The 17,241-nt window shown below is 56.9% G+C and carries 25 protein-coding genes and 1 pseudogene; 7 read left to right on the top strand and 19 right to left on the bottom strand.

Translation table 11 applies throughout. The features are described from left to right. Positions 1-5: 5 nt before the first annotated feature. From IHQ71_RS31155 to IHQ71_RS31140, 4 genes are all read right to left on the bottom strand, one after another. Positions 6-698, bottom strand: coding sequence for an L-lactate permease (locus tag IHQ71_RS31155; protein ID WP_258163350.1), 693 nt, complete (start codon positions 696-698; stop codon positions 6-8). After that, a complete protein-coding gene (locus tag IHQ71_RS31150) occupies positions 641-964 on the bottom strand; it encodes an L-lactate permease (protein WP_258163349.1) in 324 nt (107 codons plus the stop codon). Before IHQ71_RS31150 ends, IHQ71_RS31155 begins: the two co-directional genes overlap by 58 nt. Then, positions 934-1,497, bottom strand: a complete 564-nt coding sequence (locus tag IHQ71_RS31145; RefSeq protein ID WP_258163348.1) for a transposase — start codon at positions 1,495-1,497, stop codon at positions 934-936. The genes IHQ71_RS31150 and IHQ71_RS31145 overlap by 31 nt, the downstream gene beginning before the upstream one ends. Before the next feature lie 66 nt (positions 1,498-1,563). Then, on the bottom strand, positions 1,564-1,875 hold the full coding sequence (locus tag IHQ71_RS31140; protein ID WP_258163347.1) for a hypothetical protein: 312 nt from the start codon (positions 1,873-1,875) through the stop codon (positions 1,564-1,566). 138 nt (positions 1,876-2,013) lie between these two features. On the opposite strand from IHQ71_RS31140, the pseudogene IHQ71_RS31135 reads away from it, so the two are divergent. Then, positions 2,014-2,135: pseudogene (locus IHQ71_RS31135) on the top strand (cysteine hydrolase family protein); the annotation flags it as partial. Between the two features lie 301 nt (positions 2,136-2,436). Further along, positions 2,437-3,240, top strand: coding sequence for a hypothetical protein (locus IHQ71_RS31130; protein WP_258163346.1), 804 nt, complete (start codon positions 2,437-2,439; stop codon positions 3,238-3,240). Between the two features lie 217 nt (positions 3,241-3,457). On the opposite strand, the gene IHQ71_RS31125 is transcribed toward IHQ71_RS31130, so the two are convergent. The 11 genes from IHQ71_RS31125 to IHQ71_RS31075 all read right to left on the bottom strand — a co-directional run bounded on the left by IHQ71_RS31125 (position 3,458) and on the right by IHQ71_RS31075 (position 12,258). Beyond that, a complete protein-coding gene (locus IHQ71_RS31125) occupies positions 3,458-3,775 on the bottom strand; it encodes a hypothetical protein (protein ID WP_258163345.1) in 318 nt (105 codons plus the stop codon). Between the two features lie 60 nt (positions 3,776-3,835). Continuing rightward, complete coding sequence (gene ccoS / locus IHQ71_RS31120) at positions 3,836-3,988, bottom strand: cbb3-type cytochrome oxidase assembly protein CcoS (RefSeq protein ID WP_258163344.1); 153 nt, start codon at positions 3,986-3,988, stop codon at positions 3,836-3,838. Beyond that, on the bottom strand, positions 3,985-6,258 hold the full coding sequence (locus tag IHQ71_RS31115) for a heavy metal translocating P-type ATPase (RefSeq protein ID WP_374990082.1): 2,274 nt from the start codon (positions 6,256-6,258) through the stop codon (positions 3,985-3,987). The genes ccoS and IHQ71_RS31115 overlap by 4 nt, the downstream gene beginning before the upstream one ends. A gap of 6 nt (positions 6,259-6,264) precedes the next feature. Then, positions 6,265-7,071 (bottom strand): DUF2189 domain-containing protein, encoded by an 807-nt coding sequence (locus IHQ71_RS31110; protein WP_258163342.1) that lies wholly within the window; start codon positions 7,069-7,071, stop codon positions 6,265-6,267. A gap of 15 nt (positions 7,072-7,086) precedes the next feature. Next, complete coding sequence (locus tag IHQ71_RS31105; protein WP_258163341.1) at positions 7,087-7,281, bottom strand: hypothetical protein; 195 nt, start codon at positions 7,279-7,281, stop codon at positions 7,087-7,089. Next, positions 7,282-8,163: a cytochrome-c oxidase, cbb3-type subunit III gene (ccoP, locus tag IHQ71_RS31100; RefSeq protein WP_258163340.1), complete on the bottom strand. Its 882-nt coding sequence runs from the start codon at positions 8,161-8,163 to the stop codon at positions 7,282-7,284. Continuing rightward, positions 8,154-8,324: a cbb3-type cytochrome c oxidase subunit 3 gene (locus IHQ71_RS31095; protein WP_258163339.1), complete on the bottom strand. Its 171-nt coding sequence runs from the start codon at positions 8,322-8,324 to the stop codon at positions 8,154-8,156. Before IHQ71_RS31095 ends, ccoP begins: the two co-directional genes overlap by 10 nt. A 12-nt stretch (positions 8,325-8,336) precedes the next feature. Next, positions 8,337-9,089, bottom strand: coding sequence for a cytochrome-c oxidase, cbb3-type subunit II (gene ccoO, locus IHQ71_RS31090; protein ID WP_258163338.1), 753 nt, complete (start codon positions 9,087-9,089; stop codon positions 8,337-8,339). Between the two features lie 4 nt (positions 9,090-9,093). Next, positions 9,094-10,746: a cytochrome-c oxidase, cbb3-type subunit I gene (ccoN, locus tag IHQ71_RS31085; protein ID WP_258163337.1), complete on the bottom strand. Its 1,653-nt coding sequence runs from the start codon at positions 10,744-10,746 to the stop codon at positions 9,094-9,096. 553 nt (positions 10,747-11,299) lie between these two features. Further along, complete coding sequence (locus IHQ71_RS31080; RefSeq protein ID WP_258163336.1) at positions 11,300-11,842, bottom strand: hypothetical protein; 543 nt, start codon at positions 11,840-11,842, stop codon at positions 11,300-11,302. Continuing rightward, positions 11,839-12,258 (bottom strand): Panacea domain-containing protein, encoded by a 420-nt coding sequence (locus tag IHQ71_RS31075; protein ID WP_258163335.1) that lies wholly within the window; start codon positions 12,256-12,258, stop codon positions 11,839-11,841. The genes IHQ71_RS31080 and IHQ71_RS31075 overlap by 4 nt, the downstream gene beginning before the upstream one ends. 251 nt (positions 12,259-12,509) lie before the next feature. Between IHQ71_RS31075 and IHQ71_RS31070 the strand changes: the two genes are divergently transcribed. Then, on the top strand, positions 12,510-12,680 hold the full coding sequence (locus tag IHQ71_RS31070; RefSeq protein WP_258163334.1) for a hypothetical protein: 171 nt from the start codon (positions 12,510-12,512) through the stop codon (positions 12,678-12,680). A 15-nt stretch (positions 12,681-12,695) separates the two neighbouring features. Beyond that, a complete protein-coding gene (locus IHQ71_RS31065) occupies positions 12,696-13,397 on the top strand; it encodes a hypothetical protein (RefSeq protein ID WP_258163333.1) in 702 nt (233 codons plus the stop codon). A 287-nt stretch (positions 13,398-13,684) separates the two neighbouring features. Here IHQ71_RS31065 and IHQ71_RS31060 read toward each other — a convergent pair whose 3' ends face one another. The 4 genes from IHQ71_RS31060 to IHQ71_RS31045 all read right to left on the bottom strand — a co-directional run bounded on the left by IHQ71_RS31060 (position 13,685) and on the right by IHQ71_RS31045 (position 16,026). Further along, the gene (locus IHQ71_RS31060) at positions 13,685-13,933 is read right to left on the bottom strand and encodes a hypothetical protein (RefSeq protein WP_258163331.1); all 249 of its coding nucleotides are present in this window, start codon (positions 13,931-13,933) and stop codon (positions 13,685-13,687) included. A 305-nt stretch (positions 13,934-14,238) separates the two neighbouring features. Continuing rightward, positions 14,239-14,919, bottom strand: coding sequence for a hypothetical protein (locus IHQ71_RS31055; protein ID WP_258163329.1), 681 nt, complete (start codon positions 14,917-14,919; stop codon positions 14,239-14,241). Between the two features lie 183 nt (positions 14,920-15,102). After that, the gene (locus tag IHQ71_RS31050; protein WP_258163327.1) at positions 15,103-15,255 is read right to left on the bottom strand and encodes a hypothetical protein; all 153 of its coding nucleotides are present in this window, start codon (positions 15,253-15,255) and stop codon (positions 15,103-15,105) included. Between the two features lie 477 nt (positions 15,256-15,732). After that, positions 15,733-16,026, bottom strand: coding sequence for a hypothetical protein (locus tag IHQ71_RS31045; RefSeq protein WP_258163324.1), 294 nt, complete (start codon positions 16,024-16,026; stop codon positions 15,733-15,735). 121 nt (positions 16,027-16,147) lie between these two features. Here IHQ71_RS31045 and IHQ71_RS31040 point away from each other — a divergent pair, with 121 nt between their 5' ends. The 3 genes from IHQ71_RS31040 (at position 16,148) to IHQ71_RS31030 (ending at position 17,212) form a co-directional block, all read left to right on the top strand. Beyond that, entirely contained in the window at positions 16,148-16,273 is a 126-nt protein-coding gene (locus tag IHQ71_RS31040; RefSeq protein WP_258163323.1) for a hypothetical protein, read from the top strand. A 61-nt stretch (positions 16,274-16,334) separates the two neighbouring features. Next, positions 16,335-16,568, top strand: coding sequence for a hypothetical protein (locus IHQ71_RS31035; RefSeq protein WP_258163322.1), 234 nt, complete (start codon positions 16,335-16,337; stop codon positions 16,566-16,568). Between the two features lie 347 nt (positions 16,569-16,915). Then, positions 16,916-17,212 (top strand): hypothetical protein, encoded by a 297-nt coding sequence (locus IHQ71_RS31030; protein WP_258163320.1) that lies wholly within the window; start codon positions 16,916-16,918, stop codon positions 17,210-17,212. Positions 17,213-17,241: the final 29 nt, after the last annotated feature.

Below are 17,241 nucleotides of genomic sequence, written 5' to 3'. Positions count from 1 at the left end.
AACTCTCAGACCATGAAGGACAACATAAACGTCCAGACGGAGACATACGCAAGAAGCGCGAAACTGTAGAACAGAGTCGTCCGCATGATGTCGGCTTCTCGGCCGACTTGACCAACAGCAGCGGCGGCTATGGCGATGGATTGCGGCGAGATCAGTTTTGCCATCACTCCACCACTCGTATTGGCGGCCACCAGCAGGGCTTGGCTGGTCCCGATCTGAGTAGCTGTAACCGATTGCAGGTGGGCGAAGAGGGTATTGCTGTTGACCACCGATCCGGTGATAAACACGCCGAACCAACCGATTACAGGCGCGATCAGCGGAAAGATCCGACCGGTTTGAGCCAGTCCCAGACCGATGCTGGATGATGCTCCAGAGAAATTGGCGATATAGGCCACGGCCATGATGAGAGAGATCATGGTCAGCGGGCTCCACAGCTCGCGAATTGTTGTCTTGAGCTGGTCGAACGCTCCCGACGGCGACAATCTTGATGAAAGCAAGGTGGTGATGATCACAGCGATCAAGATTGCCGTGCCCGATGCGCTGATCAGCGCTACGTTCCAGACAGCAGGCAGTGCATGGGCTGCATCAACGATGGGAGGCATTTCCTCGATCTGCAGATGCAGGAACGGGATCGGCAGTTTCAGCACCGTGGCCGCGAAAAGACCATCATTCGCAAAGAGCTGTTTGAATTGCGGCATGCTCCATCCCCGGTCAGAATGTAAAATGGCGACCAGGCCCTGAGCACATCCGTGAGCGACCAGCGTTGAGCCGATACGGGCGGGGCACCGTCTTCCCGGTAAATCCGCTTCGGTTGCCAGAACTGCATGAATAATGCCAGCGCGCCCATGGAGGCCAACGGGGCCACGATGTCAGTCAGTTCCGGGCCAAGGAAATATAGTGTGAGAGTTTGAAGGCCGCTGAAAAGTACGCCAATCACAAGCAGGACCGGCCAGGTTTCACGCACGCCGCGAAAACCATCGAGAACGAGAACAAGCAACAGGGGCAATAGCGGCGTTCAATCCCTTGAGCTTCAGGATCGTCAACGCAAACAGGAAGAAAAGAATTGGAAACACTGCGATTAGCGCCGACCTCGTCGCTTTGCGGTCCATCCGCGCCAGTGCCTGTGGTCGGTGGTTCCGGCATTGATCTGGGCTTCCCTCGCCGGCGCGGACCCAGGGCTTCAATCCCACCGCGCTCATACTGCCTCTCCCAGACCGAGAGGCAACCAACGCTGCGAATGTCGAAGAGCGCAGCCGCCTGTCGATGGGAAAGACCATCCTTCCACATCCGCTTAAGCACCGATAGCCTGAATTGCGCATCATAGTGGCTGTGTTTCCGAGCCAAGCCCGCCAAGCCATGTTCTGCGTGGCTGGCTACCCACCGACGAACCATCGAATAGTCGAGACCGAAGCGCAGCCCGACCTCTCGGTAGCTATGTGCCCCGTCGCCGTAATACTCGACAACTTCCTGCTTGAACGCGCTGCTGTGGTTGGACATGCAAAACTCCCGAAGTTGGGTGTCCAACTTTCGGGGGTCAGTTCACGAACCGGGCTTTCTTCAAGATCAGCAATAGCGCTTTTTGACAACGACGCCGTTGTGCTTGATTTTTTTCTTTACGACGCAGCCGCTGCCGATCACAACAGTAGGACCGCCAATCCAGACGCCACCGCGCCAACCCCAACGGGCATGGTAACGGTGACCGTGGCGATATCCATGGCGTTTCCAACCTTTGTGGTGCCCGCCGCGATGGTTCCAGCCGGCGTGATGACCTTTATTCCAACCGCCGTGACGCCACTTGTTGCCTGCTTCGGCAGTGGTCGCAAGGCTGGTGGCAGCGATGAGGGCGGCGATGCCGCCAATTAAGATTTTACGCATATGAGAGATTCCTCGAGTTCGTTGTGCCTTGCGAATAGGCCAACGAACCTGAACCCTCCATGAATAAGTTCTAAAATTCCCTTTCGGTGCAGCCCGAACGCGCCATGGCTGCACCATGGCGCACTGAGGTGGGGTTCGCCAGCTTTAGCATTTGACAAGACCACTTACTCTCCTGGATCGGCGGTGGCCTGGATTTGATTTTGCGAAGAAACGCGGTCGAGACGCTGGTGATCACTGGAGGGGAGACAGACGTCTGCGTCGAAGACCAAGATGTCCGATTTCCGTTTAAACTCCTAACCGCGGACCGCCTGCTCCTGGCCCCGGAACAGCCGGACGGCAAAGCGCCCTCATTCCGGTGATTTACATCACCTGCTTGCCTTCTTGAAAGCGGTCAATCGCTCTGAGGCAGCCAGGAGGCCCGCCACCCTCGAGTCCAAGGCGTAGCTACACTCTAACGTAAGCGCGTTGAAATATTCCGGCCCTTTCACGGGCACGGAAAGACTTGGGCATGCCGAACAGGTAAAGTCTCGAGCGTTGCTCGTTGATCTAAGGGAGACGAAATTGCCGGTTAGCCGTTTTCACGACCTGCGCTTCCTGCCGCATAGCAATTTTCCGGGAGCGGCGGAGGTTTTTGTCCGTATGCAGAGTGCGCCAAAATCTGTTTTTTCACGTGATGTGATCGAGTGGCTCGTGGAGCATTCCGGCGACTATGCTCATGCCGTGGCTGTTGCGATCGACGCGGACCGCACCGAGCTTCCGTACGACACCATGCTTGTTGAATGGGAGGAAAATTCGGAGGAACGCATATTTTGGCTGATCGAGGGAGCCGGAGCCAACAGCTATCGCATATGGCCAGCCTTCCATTATTCCCGCGCCAGCCGCAGTATTGTCTTCGGAGATCATTTCCCAGCTTCGTTCAACCCGGACGGAGGAGCTATTGTTCAGCGATACCACGGCCCAGTCGCATCGCCGCAATTGCGCTCATTCATCGACTCGTATGGACCAACGGCTGGAATAGCGCTCTGCCTCGCCATGACGCTGCATGTACGCGGCATCATCACCCGAACACCCGCCCCAATCAGTCCGAAGCTCGATGCCGCGCGGATCAAGAGGGGTAAACCACCGATCACCAATGATTACGTCACCGTGCATATCGGTTACGTCACTGATCGGCATGGCAAAGAACACGCCTACGAAGAGGGCCGCGGCCACGTTAAGCCGCATGTGCGTTCCGGCCATTACAAGAACCAAGCCTTCGGTCCTGGTCGGCGCGATCGCAAGAGAATCTGGATCGACGCCTATCTGGTCAACTACGGCCCCGGCACGACGATCGATCCGTCGCCGCAATACCTCGTCGTTCCCTGAACCATGGAAAGGTAAGTTTGGCAATTCGCGTATCGGGGGAGGTGGCGGCGGAAGATCGAAAATTGGGCGTTTCTGCGCCGGCATGCAGCTTCGGAACCAGACAGACCGCAGTCGTCTATTGTGCACCAAGAGCGGCCAGACCCCAGGCGGCTCAAGTTGAACATCCCCGTCATAATCCCACCATTTCGAGACCTACCATCCGTCTTGATCGAGAGACTCAGATCGTATCTCGTTTCGGTGCGTCGCGGTGCGATGTCACTCCGCGCATCACCGCAAATATCGCGCCGACCAAACCACCAGTGACAATCCCCGCCGACCCGCCAGCTAAAGCGGCTAGGAGACAATAACCCAGCAGTGCAAAGCTTATGCCCGGTGACACAAACAGGGCTGCCACCACACCGAAAAGCGCACCGACGGTGCCAAACACGAAACCAAGACCCGTTACCGCATCGGACGGATCAACGACGCGCATATGAGGACTACCTTCCACATGAGATGGCGTCACGCGTGCTCTTGCGCCCATTTCCTCGCTCATATCTCACTCCTATCGTTCTGTCCCCCAACGTGTGGGATATGTGTTTGTTGTCAGCGTAAATCAAACGCTTCCGTCTTCGTCGTCGAGCAGTATCCGTTCGGCCGCTCCGTCGAGGTCATCGTATTGCTTCGCTCGCATGGACCATAGGAACGCCAGCAGCCCGGCCGCACCCATCGCGATGGTGAGAGGCACCAGGACCATAAGTGCATTCATGTCGGCACCTCTGCGAGTTGGCTTGACCGCAAGGCTTGATCTCGGCTCTTTTCCGCCACTGGCGCGGCCAACCTCAGCGCATTCGCCACGACGAGTATGGAAGACGTCGACATGGCAACCGCCGCCATGAGAGGCGTCACAAACCCTGCCAGCGCGAGCGGAAGGCTGAGTGCGTTGTAGACAACCGCAAGCCCGAAGTTCTGTTTGACAAGCCTCGCGGCCATTCTCGCGGCCTCCATCGCCTCGAAGACGACAAACAGGCTGTTATCCAGGAACACGAAGTCCGCGGCACTCCGGCCGATATCACTCGCCGACGATGGCGCCATCGAAACATGCGCTGCGCGCAATGACGGCGCATCGTTTATTCCGTCGCCGACCATCAAAACCCTGAGGCCGTTGGACTGCAAATCAGTGATCGCCCTAACTTTTTCACCTGGCAGCAGCTCGGACTCGAACCTTTCGATTCCCACGGAGCGGGCAATGAATGCGACGGCCTGCCGGGAATCTCCGGATAGGATTTGAACGTCGATCCGCCTGGACCGCAGGGCTTGGACCAAGCCGATAGTGCCCGGGCGTACTGTTTCGCCGAACACGAAATCTGTCAGTGGCTCGCCGTTCTTTGAAAGCACGACGCTGGACGCGGGGTTGACGATGGGCGACGTGACGGGGCTAGCCGCCCAATTCCTCCTTCCCAGACGATAGATGTCGGCGCCGATGGATGCTTCGAGCCCAAATCCCACGATCTCCTGCACGTCATCGAAGGCCACGACCTCCAATCCCAATTTGGTTTGAGACATCCACAACGCTTTCGACACCGGATGCGCCGACAGTCGTCCCATCGATCCGGCGATAGCGAGGTGTGCCTCGGATATCTGGTCGGGGTTCAGCAACGCGGGGTCTCCCGTGGTTATCGTTCCGGTTTTGTCGAACACCACCGTATCGATTTCGGCCAGCCGTTCGAACGCCGACCCTTCAGTTGCCATCAATCCCCGATCGAACAAGCGGCGGGCGAGCACGACTTGGACCATGGGAACAGCAAGACCCAATGCGCAGGGGCAGGTTATGACGAGGACGGCTATTGCAATCGTCAGCGCGCGATGAATGTCCCCAGAGGAATAAAGCCACCCGGCAAACGCAAGAAATGACAAGGAGTGCACCACTGGAGCATACAGTGAAGCCGCCCGGTCCGCGAGCCGACGATAGTGTGAACGGCCATCCTCGGCGGTCGCGAGCATGCTTGCCATTTCCGACAGCAGCGAGTCTTCAGGAGCGACGGAGGACGTGAGCATGAACGGACCGCCGCAGTTGATCTCACCTGCGCGCACTGCGCTGCCAAGATCGATGGACCTCCATGCACTTTCGCCAGTAACGAGCGATCCGTCGAGTTCGGATCGACCTTCGACAACGATCCCGTCCGTCGGCACTCGGCTCCCGGCAGTCACCAGCAGCCGCATCTCCGGCTGAACGTCGGCCAGGGGAAGATAATCGACCGATCCGTCATGCGATACGACGTTAGCGCCTCGCGGCATTAAGCGCGCCAATCCGGCCACTGCGGACTTCGCTTTGCTCCGCATCATGTGGTCAAGCAGACGTCCCCCCAGCAGCACGAACAAGAGGGATGTGCCGGCCTCGAAGTAGGCCTGCGGCGCATTCGTGATAGTGTCATAAACGCTTAGACCGAATGACAGAAGCACGCCCACGCTGATGGGCACGTCCATGTTCATCCGGCCATGCATAAGTGCGCGCCATGCCGAAATGTAAAACGAACTCCCCGCGTAGAGGATCGCGGGGAGAGCCAGGCCTGCCGACAGCATATGAAAGGCCTGTCGCGTGCCCACATCCGCACCCGCCCAGACCGATACGGACAGCAGCATGATATTCATGGCACAGAAGCCCGCAACTGCGAGCGCACGCAAAAGGTGGGCCTGCACCCGATCCTCGCCATCCACCTCGGAACTAGGCAGATGTGAGGAGTATCCGATATCCGCAAGCGTGCGGACAAGATCAGGCGCTTGTCCCTTTTTGGTTCTCCAGTTCGCGACGACCGTCCGCGTGGAAAGGTTCGCGCGGGCTACTTCGACCCCATCGACCGCCGATAGCGCCCTTTCGATCGAGCGAATGCAGGAGGCGCAATGCATCTCTGGAACAGACAATGTCGACTGCCGAAGTCCCCCACCCAAAACCTTGCTGGAGAGAGCGAGTTCCGTAGGCGTGCATCGGCTTTCCCGTTCTGTGCCAGCCAGTCCTATGCCGGAGGAGCAGCAGGTCATCACAGGCTACCGCATTTCTTTGTAGGCGTGCCAGGTCGCGTGACCAAGCCAGGGGAAGATGATGATCAGCCCGACGAGTCCGGTCGCGACACTGAGTAGAAACAGGGCGAGGACGATCGCACCCCAGATGAGCATGGGATTGAGATTGTTCCAGACCATCGCCATGCTCACGCCCATCGCGGTCAGCGCATCGACCTGGCGGTCCAGAAGCATCGGAATCGAGAATACGCTGACGGCGAATGCGAATGCGGCGAACAGCGCTCCGACGACAGTGCCGACGACGAGCATCGCCCAGCCTGTGGGAGTCGTGAGCAACATCTCCGTCACGTGGTCCAATCCCGGGAATGGCCGCACGCCGAAGAACAGTGCGTAGACGATAACGGCGGCCCGCATCCAGAGAAGCATCAGCATTGTAAGAAGCATTCCGGTGAAGAACACCTGCGCGCCCGCGCGAGGCTGGACAGCTATCATCGAGTAGAGTGTGACCCGCTCTCCCTTCTCGATATTCCGGCTCTTGAGATAAAGCCCGGCGGCCACGAGAGGGCCGACGATCATGAAGCCCGCCAATGCCGGAAAGAGAAAATAGTCGCGTCCTGTATCGATCATATAAACGATGAACACAAGCGAGCCGACGAACACCACCGCCCCGTAGAGCAAGCTCGGGACGGGATTGGTCCACAGATCGTGCCATCCGGACCCGAGCCAACGAAATGGCGCACCATAGGACAGGTCGCGCTGATATTTGACATTGCGGGTCTCCTCGATGCCCGAAACCTCGGAGACCAGCCCGGGCGTGTTTTCTCTAGTGGCCATCACAATCTCCTGACATCAACATGCCGATTTGGCGGCGCGGTACTGTCCTGGCGCGTCACCCCTGTCCTTGAGATGGGCAACACAGTCGGGCTGCGTTGAAACGGCCACGTAGACGAGATGCGCGTTCGCGACCAATACCACCAGCACAGCTGTTGCAAGCAACCACAGCGGCCAGAGCCATCCTCGTTTCGCAGTCGCCGTCTCTGCCATTCACGGCTCCTTTTGCCCCAGCGCGTTTACGTAAAGCGCCAGGATTTTGATCTCGGCCGGCGACAAGCGTTCGTCCCAGGTTGGCATGTGGCCTTGCCGTCCGCCATGTATCGTATCGATGATCCCCTGGAGGCTGCCGCCATAAATCCATCGGTTGTCGGTGAGGTTCGGCGCGCCCAATTCGGGATTGCCTTTTGCGTCCTTGCCGTGGCATGCGACGCAGCTGGTCTGGAACACCTCACGGCCTTTGTCGATTTGGCCGACATTCTCGGCCGTGGACGAAGAAGGGTCGCTCAGCGACCTGACATATGCGGCGACGTCGAGCACCTGCTGGCGGTCAAGCATCTCGTCCTTCCCGAACGCCGGCATCAGGCCGACGCGGGTCTCGGAATGCCGCGAATTGATGCCCACTGTCAGGGTCTGCTGGATTTTCTCCGGACCCCCGCCCCAAATCCAGTCGTCATCGGTCAGGTCCGGGTAGTTGCTGCCGCCCTTGCCGTCTCGACCGTGACAGGCGGCGCAGTTGTCGCCGAAGAGCTGGTGACCCGTGGTGCGAATCGTCGTCATGAGCCCCTCGTCAGCCCTTATCTGGTCGTATGACATGGTCTCGATCTTCTTGACCCACGGCAAGCGAGCGTTCACACCCTCACGCAGCGTCTCTTCCACAGTGGTCTTCTGGTTCAAGCCCAGAAACCCCTTCGTGTAGGTCTTGCCGAGTGGCCACGTCGGAAGCAGGAACCACCAAAGCACCGCGAAAATATGCGTGACAATCAGAAACAACAAAACGCCCCGGGGGATCGGCGTATCCAACTCTTTGATGCCGTTCCAGATGTGTCCCGTCGTTTTCCGGCCGCTGACGGGATCGACCTCTTCTACTTCCATGGGCCATCTTCCTCGTCGAATATCTCCTTCTCCGCGCTTTCAAACCGCTTTTTGTTCGATGGCAAGAAGGTGTAAATGACTACGCAGATCGAAAAACCGATCAGATAGAACAGGCCCCATGTCTTGGAGGCTTCGACCAGCGTTTCGTGAGTGAACTCCATCGCGTCATCCTCCTAGTCATTCGGGTTGGGCACCTGTTCCGATGTTGCGGGATTTTCGTATGCGGCTTTCGTCAACTGACCGAGCACTTGGAGATAGGCGACGAGTGCATCCATCTCCGTGACATTCGTCGTCACGCCGTCGAAAGCTGAAATCTGGGTCGCTTCTCCGTAACGTTCGGAAACGCCCGTAGCCTGATCGCTGTCTGGCACAGCTTGCCCGTGGGCGTCGCTCGACGCGTTAGCGATCATCGCGTCTGTATAGGGTACTCCAACATATCTCTGGGCTTGAAGCTTGAGCGGGAGATCGCGGACATCCAGCGGCGTGGTGGCCAACCAACTATATGACGGCATGTTGGATTCCGGCACGACGTCACGCGGATTTATCAGGTGGGCGACATGCCAGAAGTCCGAATATTTGCCGCCAATGCGTGCGAGGTCCGGTCCCGTTCGTTTGGAACCCCAAAGCATCGGGTGATCGTATTGCGACTCGACGGCGAGAGAGTAAGGCCCATACCGCTCGACTTCGTCGCGCAACGTCCTGATCATCTGGCTATGACAGGCGTAACAGCCCTCGCGAACGTAGACGTCGCGCCCGGCAAGCTCTAAGGGAGTGTAGAGCCGCATATCTTTCACCTGCTCGACCGTATCATCAACCGTGAAGAGAGGCGCGATCTCCACGATACCGCCGACGCTGGCGGCAGCGACGATGGCGAGCATGAGCCCCGTGGCCGACCGTTCCAGCTTCCCGTGCATGAGATCCGGCATCGATCTACTCCGCAGGCAATGGGGTTGCGACAGGGCGATCGCCGAGAGGCAAGTCCTCTCCCGCCGACGATGGCGCGGGCTCCGGCGTCCGAACGGTCATCCAGACATTGTAGGCTGCGACGATCGCGCCGATCAGGAAAAGCAGACCGCCGAATGCACGCGCGATGTAATAAGGATACATCGCCACAAGGGTATCGACGAAAGAGTAAGCCAAGGTGTCGTCCTGCGTGTAGGTCCGCCACATCAAGCCCTGGATGATGCCCGAGTTCCACATTGCGAAGACGTAAATCAGTGTTCCAACGAGCGCGAGCCAGAAGTGCAACTCGACCAAGCCCGCCGAATACATCCTCTCTCGTTTCCAGATCGATGGGACGAGTGTGTAGAGCGCTCCGAATGTGATCATCGCAACCCAGCCCAGTGCTCCCGCATGCACGTGACCGACCGTCCAGTCCGTATAGTGCGAGAGCGAATTCACCGGGCGAATCGCCATGAATGACCCCTCGAAAGTCGAGAGACCGTAGAAGAAGGCGGCCATCATCATGAAGCGCAGCGTTGCGTCGTCCCGCACCTTGTCCCATGCGCCGTTGAGCGTGAGCAACGCATTGCCCGCCGAAGCCCAGGACGGCACCAGCAGCATCACCGAGAACGTCATCCCCAGATTTTGCACCCAGTGCGGCAGCGCGGTGTAATGCAGGTGGTGCGACCCCGCCCACATGTAGAAGAAGGTGATCCCCCAGAAGCTCAGGATCGAAAGGCGGTACGAGAATATCGGCCGTTGGGCTCGCTTGGGAAGATAGTAGTAGAGCATCCCCAGGAAGCCCGCAGTGAGAAAAAAGGCAACGGCATTGTGACCGTACCACCACTGGACCATGGAGTCCTGCACTCCGGCCCAGACCGTATAACTCTTCGCATGCGCAAACGAGATGGGCACCGCGAGGTTGTTCACGATATGGAGAATGGCGACGACGAGAATGAACGCCAGGTAATACCAGTTGGCGACATATATGTGCGGCTCTTTACGGCGCGCCAGAGTTCTCACAAAAAGGATGAAGTAGGCTACCCAGACGATCACCAGCCAGATGTCCGCGTACCATTCCGCCTCCGCGTACTCCTTGGACTGGGTGACGCCCATGAAATAGCCGGAGATCGCGATCAGGCAGAACAGATTGAAACCCAGAAGCACGAACCAGGGGGAGAACTGGTCGGCCAGGCGCGCGCGGGATGTCCGCTGAACCACGTGGTATGAGGTGGTGATCAGTGCATTCCCGCCGAAGCCGAAGATGACGCCGGAGGTATGAGCCGGACGGATTCGGCCGAAGCTCGCCCAAGCAGTGTCAAAGTTCAGGCTTGGCCAAGCGAGCTGCGCCGCCGCCCAAACACCGATGAACATTCCGAAAATCGCCCAGATAAGCGTAAGCGCCACGCCCACCTTGATGGGGTCGTCGTAGTATTTGCTGAAGCGGGCCGGGTCGGGCTCTGGCCCGAAGGAGCTTGAAATCAAGACGAACAGCAAGCCGACGCTGACGAGAAAAATCATACCGCCGTGGGTGCCCAACGGGTCGTTCTGGCCAACCGCTGCCATGGCGATTCCCAAAATCGCCAACACGATCAGAATCGCGGCCCCTAAAGTGCGTTCGCCGGACGTCAACTGACCCATCGAGTGCTCCCCTCTCAGCCGGCCCGAAGTAACAACCGCCCGGGATTCATGAAGAGAACTCCCGATAGCTCGCAAACTTTACACCTAAACGCGCTACTTGCAATTGTTTCGACGAAAGTGGTTTCAGATCATCGGCGACGGGTGGGAGAACATGACTGGATGCGGGACACCCTGAACATCGAGGCCTGCGGCGCTCGGTCCTCGCATACGACGCACAACCGCTGCCTTGACACCTTCAGTAACGAATCGCAAAGCATCGGGCCGTGCAACTCGCGGGGATAGGTCAGCTGAGACAAAGGCCCGGCCAAGATGACGAAAGATGCCGCACTGTCCGCCATTTTATTTGCTTAAAGACTTGATATAATTGGTTGTTCTCAGAACAGCCCGATTGCTTCCCCACCCTCTTCCCCACCTCAGCACAGTATCGCTCGATTTCTTCACGAACATTTGATCGGTGGAGATTATCACTGTGCCTCCTCAGTTCGGCGCTCTGCCGACGAAAGTGCCGGCAATGGAATTGTCTGAGACCGTGGGTAGTGTCTCAGTTTGAATTTCAGTCTGGATCTGTTGGGTAGATGCCGTGCGTGGGGTCATACCAAACGATTTCAAATTTGTTCACGATACGATGTCCCCAAAGCCGACGCTTGTTGCCGAGGCGGAATCGGAAAATGACATCTGCATGCCGTTCGATTTCCAGCAATCGAAACTGTGCTTCCTCGCAGATTTCGGGGGTATCCATGTTGTGGTGCATCTTATGCCCACTGTCGGACGATGGTCTGTCGATTTCCGCCCACGTCAACTTCTCCCATTCTTGAAGTTTGGGCAGAACGTTTCCATTCCAGTCATCTTCTGACCATTGTCGCGCGGTGCCCCAAGACCAAGCGTCGATCAAATCTGCCCCATCTTGCGTCCACTCCATTCTCATCCCGAATATGGAGCCAGGATTTTCTCCTGCACGCGCCGTCTTAGGCGAGGATAAGGTTTCATCTAAGCGAACGCCGCCCGCAGGAATCCTCTCCCTAAGTCTTGCCGATTTCTCTATTTCAGCAAGTCTCTTGGCTTCTCCTCTGGCTATGCGGGCTTCGCTTTTTTTCATCCTGGCAAAGATGAATAATATTCGCTCATCCGATCGAGGCCAATTTCTGTATTTTGACCCTTCGCGTAAGCTTCGGCCCACGGCGCCTCCATATGGGTGAGGTCGCTAAGCCATTGAGCATCCTTTGGGCCGTAAAAATCCAAAACAAGATTGACCGTCTCGCGTTGGATGTCACTAAGATTGGCTGGATTTCCATTTGGGATGTGGTCAGCGCGAAAGCTGCCGCGTGTTGCCTCCCATAGATCACGGACGACAGGCCCATTCTTCCATGCTTCGATGGGCTCAGCAAAAAGCCTATCATCATCCCAAACTAAAGACCAAGCCTGGCTGTAATAGACGAGCTTTTGCACCTTCATGACGGTCATAGGGCCGCGCGTTTCCAAAATGTATTGCGCTACGTCGCGTGCCGATGGCATGGACCGTCTCCCAAATTACGCTTTTCTTGATTGTATCTGATTTGAGGCTTGCGCGAAACCGTGTGTTATATGGCTACGTAATGCGCTTTTTATAAGGACCGCGAGGACCCGACTTCGGCGCGCAAGCGTCAATCAATTCGCCAATCCATTCGAAATCGTGGACCGTGCTTGACGACGCTCGAAACTATTCAGAACCAAGGTTATGCTCGCGGGAGCGCCACACCTAACGTGACATGATCGAAAGGCAAAGCATGACTATTCCCGCCCGTATCAAACAAGCTGACCTGAAGCGCCTTGCCGCCGTCGCAAAAAGTGAGAGTGTGAAAATCAAGGTTGAGTTGGACGGCATGGTCCTTGAAATCACACCCTGTACCGATGTGAAGGAAATCGTCCGCCCCGCAGGTTGGGAGATAGATCTCTAGAAACGGATTACGGCATTGTCGGACCTTACGGTGGGGCTCTTCATCCGAGACGAGCGCGGCGCATTGGATTTGATTTCCGAGCACGAATACCAATACTTTGGAGTCTGTCCTGGGTTAGGTGACGTTATCTGCGTTAGTCGCCTAGGCCGGCCCGGGAATGATTTCTACAGGGTCGCAGAGCGAGTTTTTATGGACGTGCCATCATACCCCGGCTGGGCAATCGTACTGGAGCCGATCGAAAACTCAAAGCATCTCACAAAACTTTCCCGAGAATGGGCGCTTAGTGAACAAACTGAGCGGAAGCTGAATGAAGATGAGCGAGCGGAGAGGATCGACGGAAGCTGGGACCGTCTGGACCGATTGCTTTCGGAACGTGAGTGGGAGAAATATCCTAGGCTATACCCCAATCTGAGCGAACTTCCGCTTGTGCGGAAACCTCTGCCGAACGGCGTAAAATCTCCGATCAACCCGCCGCTAGAATGGATGGAAAAGCGAGTCTTGAACGCCCTCCTCGAAAAACCGCTAACAAAGGTTCCGACAACTGCAATTCACGGCACTGGCCCGGCGACGGTCAAAGCTCTCGTAGATAGGGGATACCTCGAAGTGAATGAAGAAGGGCCTAAACGAACGCTCATTTCTCTAACCGAGAAAGCTACAAAAGACATCGAAGCAGACAAGAGCCTTCGTCGCAAATATACTTTTCCCGGCAGCGATTGAAGCCTACTTTACCGGATCGTCGCACCAGACATTGCCGACGTTCGGCCACGGCTGCGCAAGCCCTTCCTCGATCAACACTCGGCCGGCGTCACGACCATCTGCCAGACTGATCGACAAGAGCGCCCGCGTGCTCCTATCACGTCGGCGTCCTTCATTCATAGACAGTGTTATGGCATGGCCTGGATCACGCTGCTGTCCCCCAGGAACAATGTTCACGACCTTAGGGGATACCAAAAACGAAATCCGGCTCCTTGGGAGGAGCCGGACCGGCAGCGGCGCGCTGATAATCAGTAATCGCAGACGCGAACCTTCTTGACGTACACGTTGCCCCAATCGTCGTATTTCTTGATCTTCTTGACGAAGCAATAGCCGTCGTTGTAGCCCGAATAGATCTTGAAGCCGTAGTGTTTGTTGTGATGGCCATGCTTCCACTTCCAACCGTGGTTATGGCCGTGCTTCCAGCCGGCCTGGGCGGTTGCAGCCATAGAAACGGTGGCGATGAGGGCGGCAGTAGCACCAATGATGAACTTTTGCATTTTGGGTTCCTTAGGTTATGGGACTTGCTTGTCCCTTGCCCTCTTTTTCCCACATCCGCCACGTCGACGTTGTATCCCCAGTAACAGGGCCACTTGCGGCCGTGCTGCCAGCCTGTGTCACCGTCCTAGATGCAGGTGACCCTGCGGGCCGCTCGATCGCCGCCGCTGCAAATGTCCCTTGCCTCGGCGACCGTCGCCATCATGAACGCCATTGCGAACATCACAGCGAGATGTGCAGATGAGCGCGTGACCGATGAAGCCTGGCGAGTGCAGTTGCCGGACGAACATCTCGATATAACTGCCTTTCAAGGTACGAAGTCTGCTCCGCTGATCTGCGCCGTATTGATATTCAAGAGCGTGAGCACGTCACCGTCCCCAAAGTCGAGGACCGTGTTCGCACCGTCCTGTGTCACAGTGGCGTCAGCGAAAGTTCCTTTGATGTAGTCCTGATCGCTACCGCCGCCATCCGCATCAAAGTCCAGTATCCTGTCTCTACCGATGCCCTCAACGTTGAAAACAAAAGTGTCGCTTCCCTCGCCACCCGTTAGCCGGTCATTTCCGCGTCCGCCTGCCAACGTGTCACTACCGCCTCGACCGAGCAGGATGTCGTTACCCGTGTAAGCCACGATAGTGTCGTCTATTTCAGCGCCGATGTGTTTCGTAGCGCGAAATTGCGCGGTTACGAGCAAAGCGACAGTGAAGTCGGCCGGAGTTGAATCAACCCAAACGTGGTCCGCGTTAACTTTGAAGCCGCTGTGGATCTGGAAGGCCGTACCGTCACCGTTCATGAGAGTAACCTTGGTGATCGTCCCGCTGTCTATGAAACCATCATCCAACTTGAGATTCTTGCCCTGAATGACGATGGCAGAACCTTCCTCAGGTGAGGTGTACACGACCTTGGACCTGCTGGCCGAACTAATGAAAGCCTGCTCGAATTGGAGTGGACCGGTGGCTTCGAAGTATTTGACAGTCGTGAACCTAGCCATATTAGAATCCTCTTCCTTAGCGATGAGGTATTCTGTGCGAGCGTATCGGAAATGCAAGAGGAAAGCAGCGCGCCACAAATGCGGACGCGGCTATTGCGCCGCTGCAAACGTCGATCGCGTGAGCTGACACAGCTACCGCCGCCACCAGGACGGCAGCGGCGGCACGAGCGAACAGGTTTGTCTTCAATCGTTTTCTCCGGCCAATGATGCGAGCAACGCGCCATACAGTTCCGGATTGACCCAATACCTGTTGGCATCCGAGCGCGCGAGCAGATGACGCGCCTTGGAGACATGATCCGCTTGGCTCTTCGCAGGGAAGCCGGCAATCGCCAGCAACAGGGCGTCCTCTTCATCTTCTGCGGCACCATTTTTTCCGCATAAGTCATGGATTTAGTTTTACGCAAAAGCGCTATCCCCCTAAATATCCACCTATTGTTGGCTCTATGGAGCGGCGATGGCCTCGGCAAAACTGGAGTGGACAACTTGTCCAGTCCTCGTAGGCGAAAGCTGTTGAGGCAAGGATCTAAAACAAGCCGAACACGAACGCCAAGCCGATGGCGATGGCCGCAACTCCTAACAGGATAACGAGTAGGCCCTGGCCCTGTGTCATGGGCGTAGCGCTGGCGGGTCAATGCCAGGATGGCCTAGCACGATGTAAGCGACGATAAGGATGCAGGTTACCGCCGCCGCATACGCGAGCAGTTCGGATAGGTGGGGATTCCGGTTCGTTTGCATGGCCGGACTCAATTCCGATCGAACAAACAAGTTCCGGCCCGGGATATCTTCGTACCATATCGATCTGAGCTTTGAGCTTCACCGGTCCTGAATTTCGTCTGAGCGGTACATCGCCGCGACGTAGTGTGGGTTCTGACCAGCGGAAAAGATCAGTCGGTTGCCCCCGCTGTCCTTGTGATGGCGCCATAGATCTGGCGAGCGTTCGGCTTCCTCGGCCGTTAAATGGTTGCGGGCTAATGTCTCGATGAGGATAATGATATCATTCTCGTTCGCCTGTTGAACGGGACGTTTGAACTCGCGAATTACGGCGTTCCCCTTCATCTCCCTGATTATCCAGACCTGATTCTTAAACCCTTCGACGATCCGCGACATTGCGCCCTCCTCGTTGCTCACCAATCTAAGGCGGAATGGCGACGCGACGCAAGTTGCAACCGAGTAAAGCATCGATATCGAGCAGCCGCCGCTGCATCAAGGCGCGGAAGCCGGTTGGTCCATGTCTGATGTGACCAGCGCCCTAATCGCGCTTGCCGATAATCTGCTGCTTGCAGATCGGGCCAACGCCGAAACCGATCGCCAGATTGCAAAGGCACTAGCTCGCCTTGGCAAGGCGCCGAAATGACGCACGACGCGGTAGGCTTTCTACTTGCTAAATTCAATTTGATACCGGCACGGGAGAAGGAATGACCATGGATCCCGCAGTTCTTTCCGCAGGCGCGGTCGCGCTTTCGACATCCGCCGTCTTGGTCGAGCTCGTTAGCCATCTTCGTCGCATTGGCGCTTTGAGCGAAGGAGCTCAGCGAGACATTTACGAGCGAGCCTTGATGTCGCTTGAGGAGGGCCAGATGGATGACGATAGCGGCGTATTCCGTGCCGCACGCGAGCTCATCGAGATGCACTTGAGGCCCAAAGTATGACTGACGAGACCATCATACTTCCGCCGATCAACCACCATTGTATTCACGCAGGATGCGCTAAGTGGGGCGGGTTCGGTTTCGATCGATACCAGGGCGGCGCAAAGATGACGGACTGGTGGTGCTGGGAGCACTATCCGTACAAAGACTGGCGGATGTTGCCAGGCAGCCTTCGGTCCTAAATCGCACGGAAACTATTTTGCTACGCGAACGTTAAGTGGCGCTTGTGCCCCAATGAGCACCGGACGTGGCTTCCAAAGAAGCCAGGCGTTTCATCCCGGCAAAGTTTGAATGCGTCGCTCACAAGGCCGTCCGGCTCCTTCGATCCATTAATGTGGAGGACGGTAAGCATGACGTTCGATGAGGCAAGTTCCGTCGCGACCAATGCCAGTGCGGTACTCTCGGCAATTCTCAACGACTGGATTACTATTGGTCAGGTCATATACATTCTTCCTGAAGCGGCTCTTGGCGACGGAAATGAAAAACATTCGCCTTCGGTGGAAGTGCATGTTTTGCCGGACCTGTCTGCGGAAGCAAAAATGGCCGTTCTCAAAGCCGTCCAGCCAATAGTGGAGAGTGGAGTGTCGGTGACAATGATCTGGTCTGCCGTTTCGCTTGATGGCGAGATTCACGGCACGGTCCACTAAGGAAACGGGGCCGTCGAACCGCTTGACTC

The organism is Rhizobium sp. TH2 (assembly GCF_024707525.1).
In the GTDB taxonomy this organism is placed as follows: domain Bacteria; phylum Pseudomonadota; class Alphaproteobacteria; order Rhizobiales; family Rhizobiaceae; genus Rhizobium_E.
Note: the sequence above shows the minus strand (reverse complement) of the source record. Positions and strands in the feature narration are given on the sequence as shown.

Excerpts from the sequence above, each read along its gene's own strand:
- IHQ71_RS31155 (WP_258163350.1), bottom strand. The coding sequence starts at position 698 with ATGCCGCAATTCAAACAGCTCTTTGCGAATGATGGTCTTTTCGCGGCC.
- IHQ71_RS31145 (WP_258163348.1), bottom strand. The coding sequence starts at position 1,497 with ATGTCCAACCACAGCAGCGCGTTCAAGCAGGAAGTTGTCGAGTATTAC.
- IHQ71_RS31140 (WP_258163347.1), bottom strand. The coding sequence starts at position 1,875 with ATGCGTAAAATCTTAATTGGCGGCATCGCCGCCCTCATCGCTGCCACC.
- IHQ71_RS31125 (WP_258163345.1), bottom strand. The coding sequence starts at position 3,775 with ATGAGCGAGGAAATGGGCGCAAGAGCACGCGTGACGCCATCTCATGTG.
- ccoS (WP_258163344.1), bottom strand. The coding sequence starts at position 3,988 with ATGAATGCACTTATGGTCCTGGTGCCTCTCACCATCGCGATGGGTGCG.
- IHQ71_RS31115 (WP_374990082.1), bottom strand. The coding sequence starts at position 6,258 with ATGACCTGCTGCTCCTCCGGCATAGGACTGGCTGGCACAGAACGGGAA.
- IHQ71_RS31110 (WP_258163342.1), bottom strand. The coding sequence starts at position 7,071 with ATGGCCACTAGAGAAAACACGCCCGGGCTGGTCTCCGAGGTTTCGGGC.
- IHQ71_RS31105 (WP_258163341.1), bottom strand. The coding sequence starts at position 7,281 with ATGGCAGAGACGGCGACTGCGAAACGAGGATGGCTCTGGCCGCTGTGG.
- ccoP (WP_258163340.1), bottom strand. The coding sequence starts at position 8,163 with ATGGAAGTAGAAGAGGTCGATCCCGTCAGCGGCCGGAAAACGACGGGA.
- IHQ71_RS31095 (WP_258163339.1), bottom strand. The coding sequence starts at position 8,324 with ATGGAGTTCACTCACGAAACGCTGGTCGAAGCCTCCAAGACATGGGGC.
- ccoO (WP_258163338.1), bottom strand. The coding sequence starts at position 9,089 with ATGCCGGATCTCATGCACGGGAAGCTGGAACGGTCGGCCACGGGGCTC.
- ccoN (WP_258163337.1), bottom strand. The coding sequence starts at position 10,746 with ATGGGTCAGTTGACGTCCGGCGAACGCACTTTAGGGGCCGCGATTCTG.
- IHQ71_RS31080 (WP_258163336.1), bottom strand. The coding sequence starts at position 11,842 with ATGAAAAAAAGCGAAGCCCGCATAGCCAGAGGAGAAGCCAAGAGACTT.
- IHQ71_RS31075 (WP_258163335.1), bottom strand. The coding sequence starts at position 12,258 with ATGCCATCGGCACGCGACGTAGCGCAATACATTTTGGAAACGCGCGGC.
- IHQ71_RS31070 (WP_258163334.1), top strand. The coding sequence starts at position 12,510 with ATGACTATTCCCGCCCGTATCAAACAAGCTGACCTGAAGCGCCTTGCC.
- IHQ71_RS31060 (WP_258163331.1), bottom strand. The coding sequence starts at position 13,933 with ATGCAAAAGTTCATCATTGGTGCTACTGCCGCCCTCATCGCCACCGTT.
- IHQ71_RS31055 (WP_258163329.1), bottom strand. The coding sequence starts at position 14,919 with ATGGCTAGGTTCACGACTGTCAAATACTTCGAAGCCACCGGTCCACTC.
- IHQ71_RS31045 (WP_258163324.1), bottom strand. The coding sequence starts at position 16,026 with ATGTCGCGGATCGTCGAAGGGTTTAAGAATCAGGTCTGGATAATCAGG.
- IHQ71_RS31040 (WP_258163323.1), top strand. The coding sequence starts at position 16,148 with ATGTCTGATGTGACCAGCGCCCTAATCGCGCTTGCCGATAATCTGCTG.
- IHQ71_RS31035 (WP_258163322.1), top strand. The coding sequence starts at position 16,335 with ATGACCATGGATCCCGCAGTTCTTTCCGCAGGCGCGGTCGCGCTTTCG.
- IHQ71_RS31030 (WP_258163320.1), top strand. The coding sequence starts at position 16,916 with ATGACGTTCGATGAGGCAAGTTCCGTCGCGACCAATGCCAGTGCGGTA.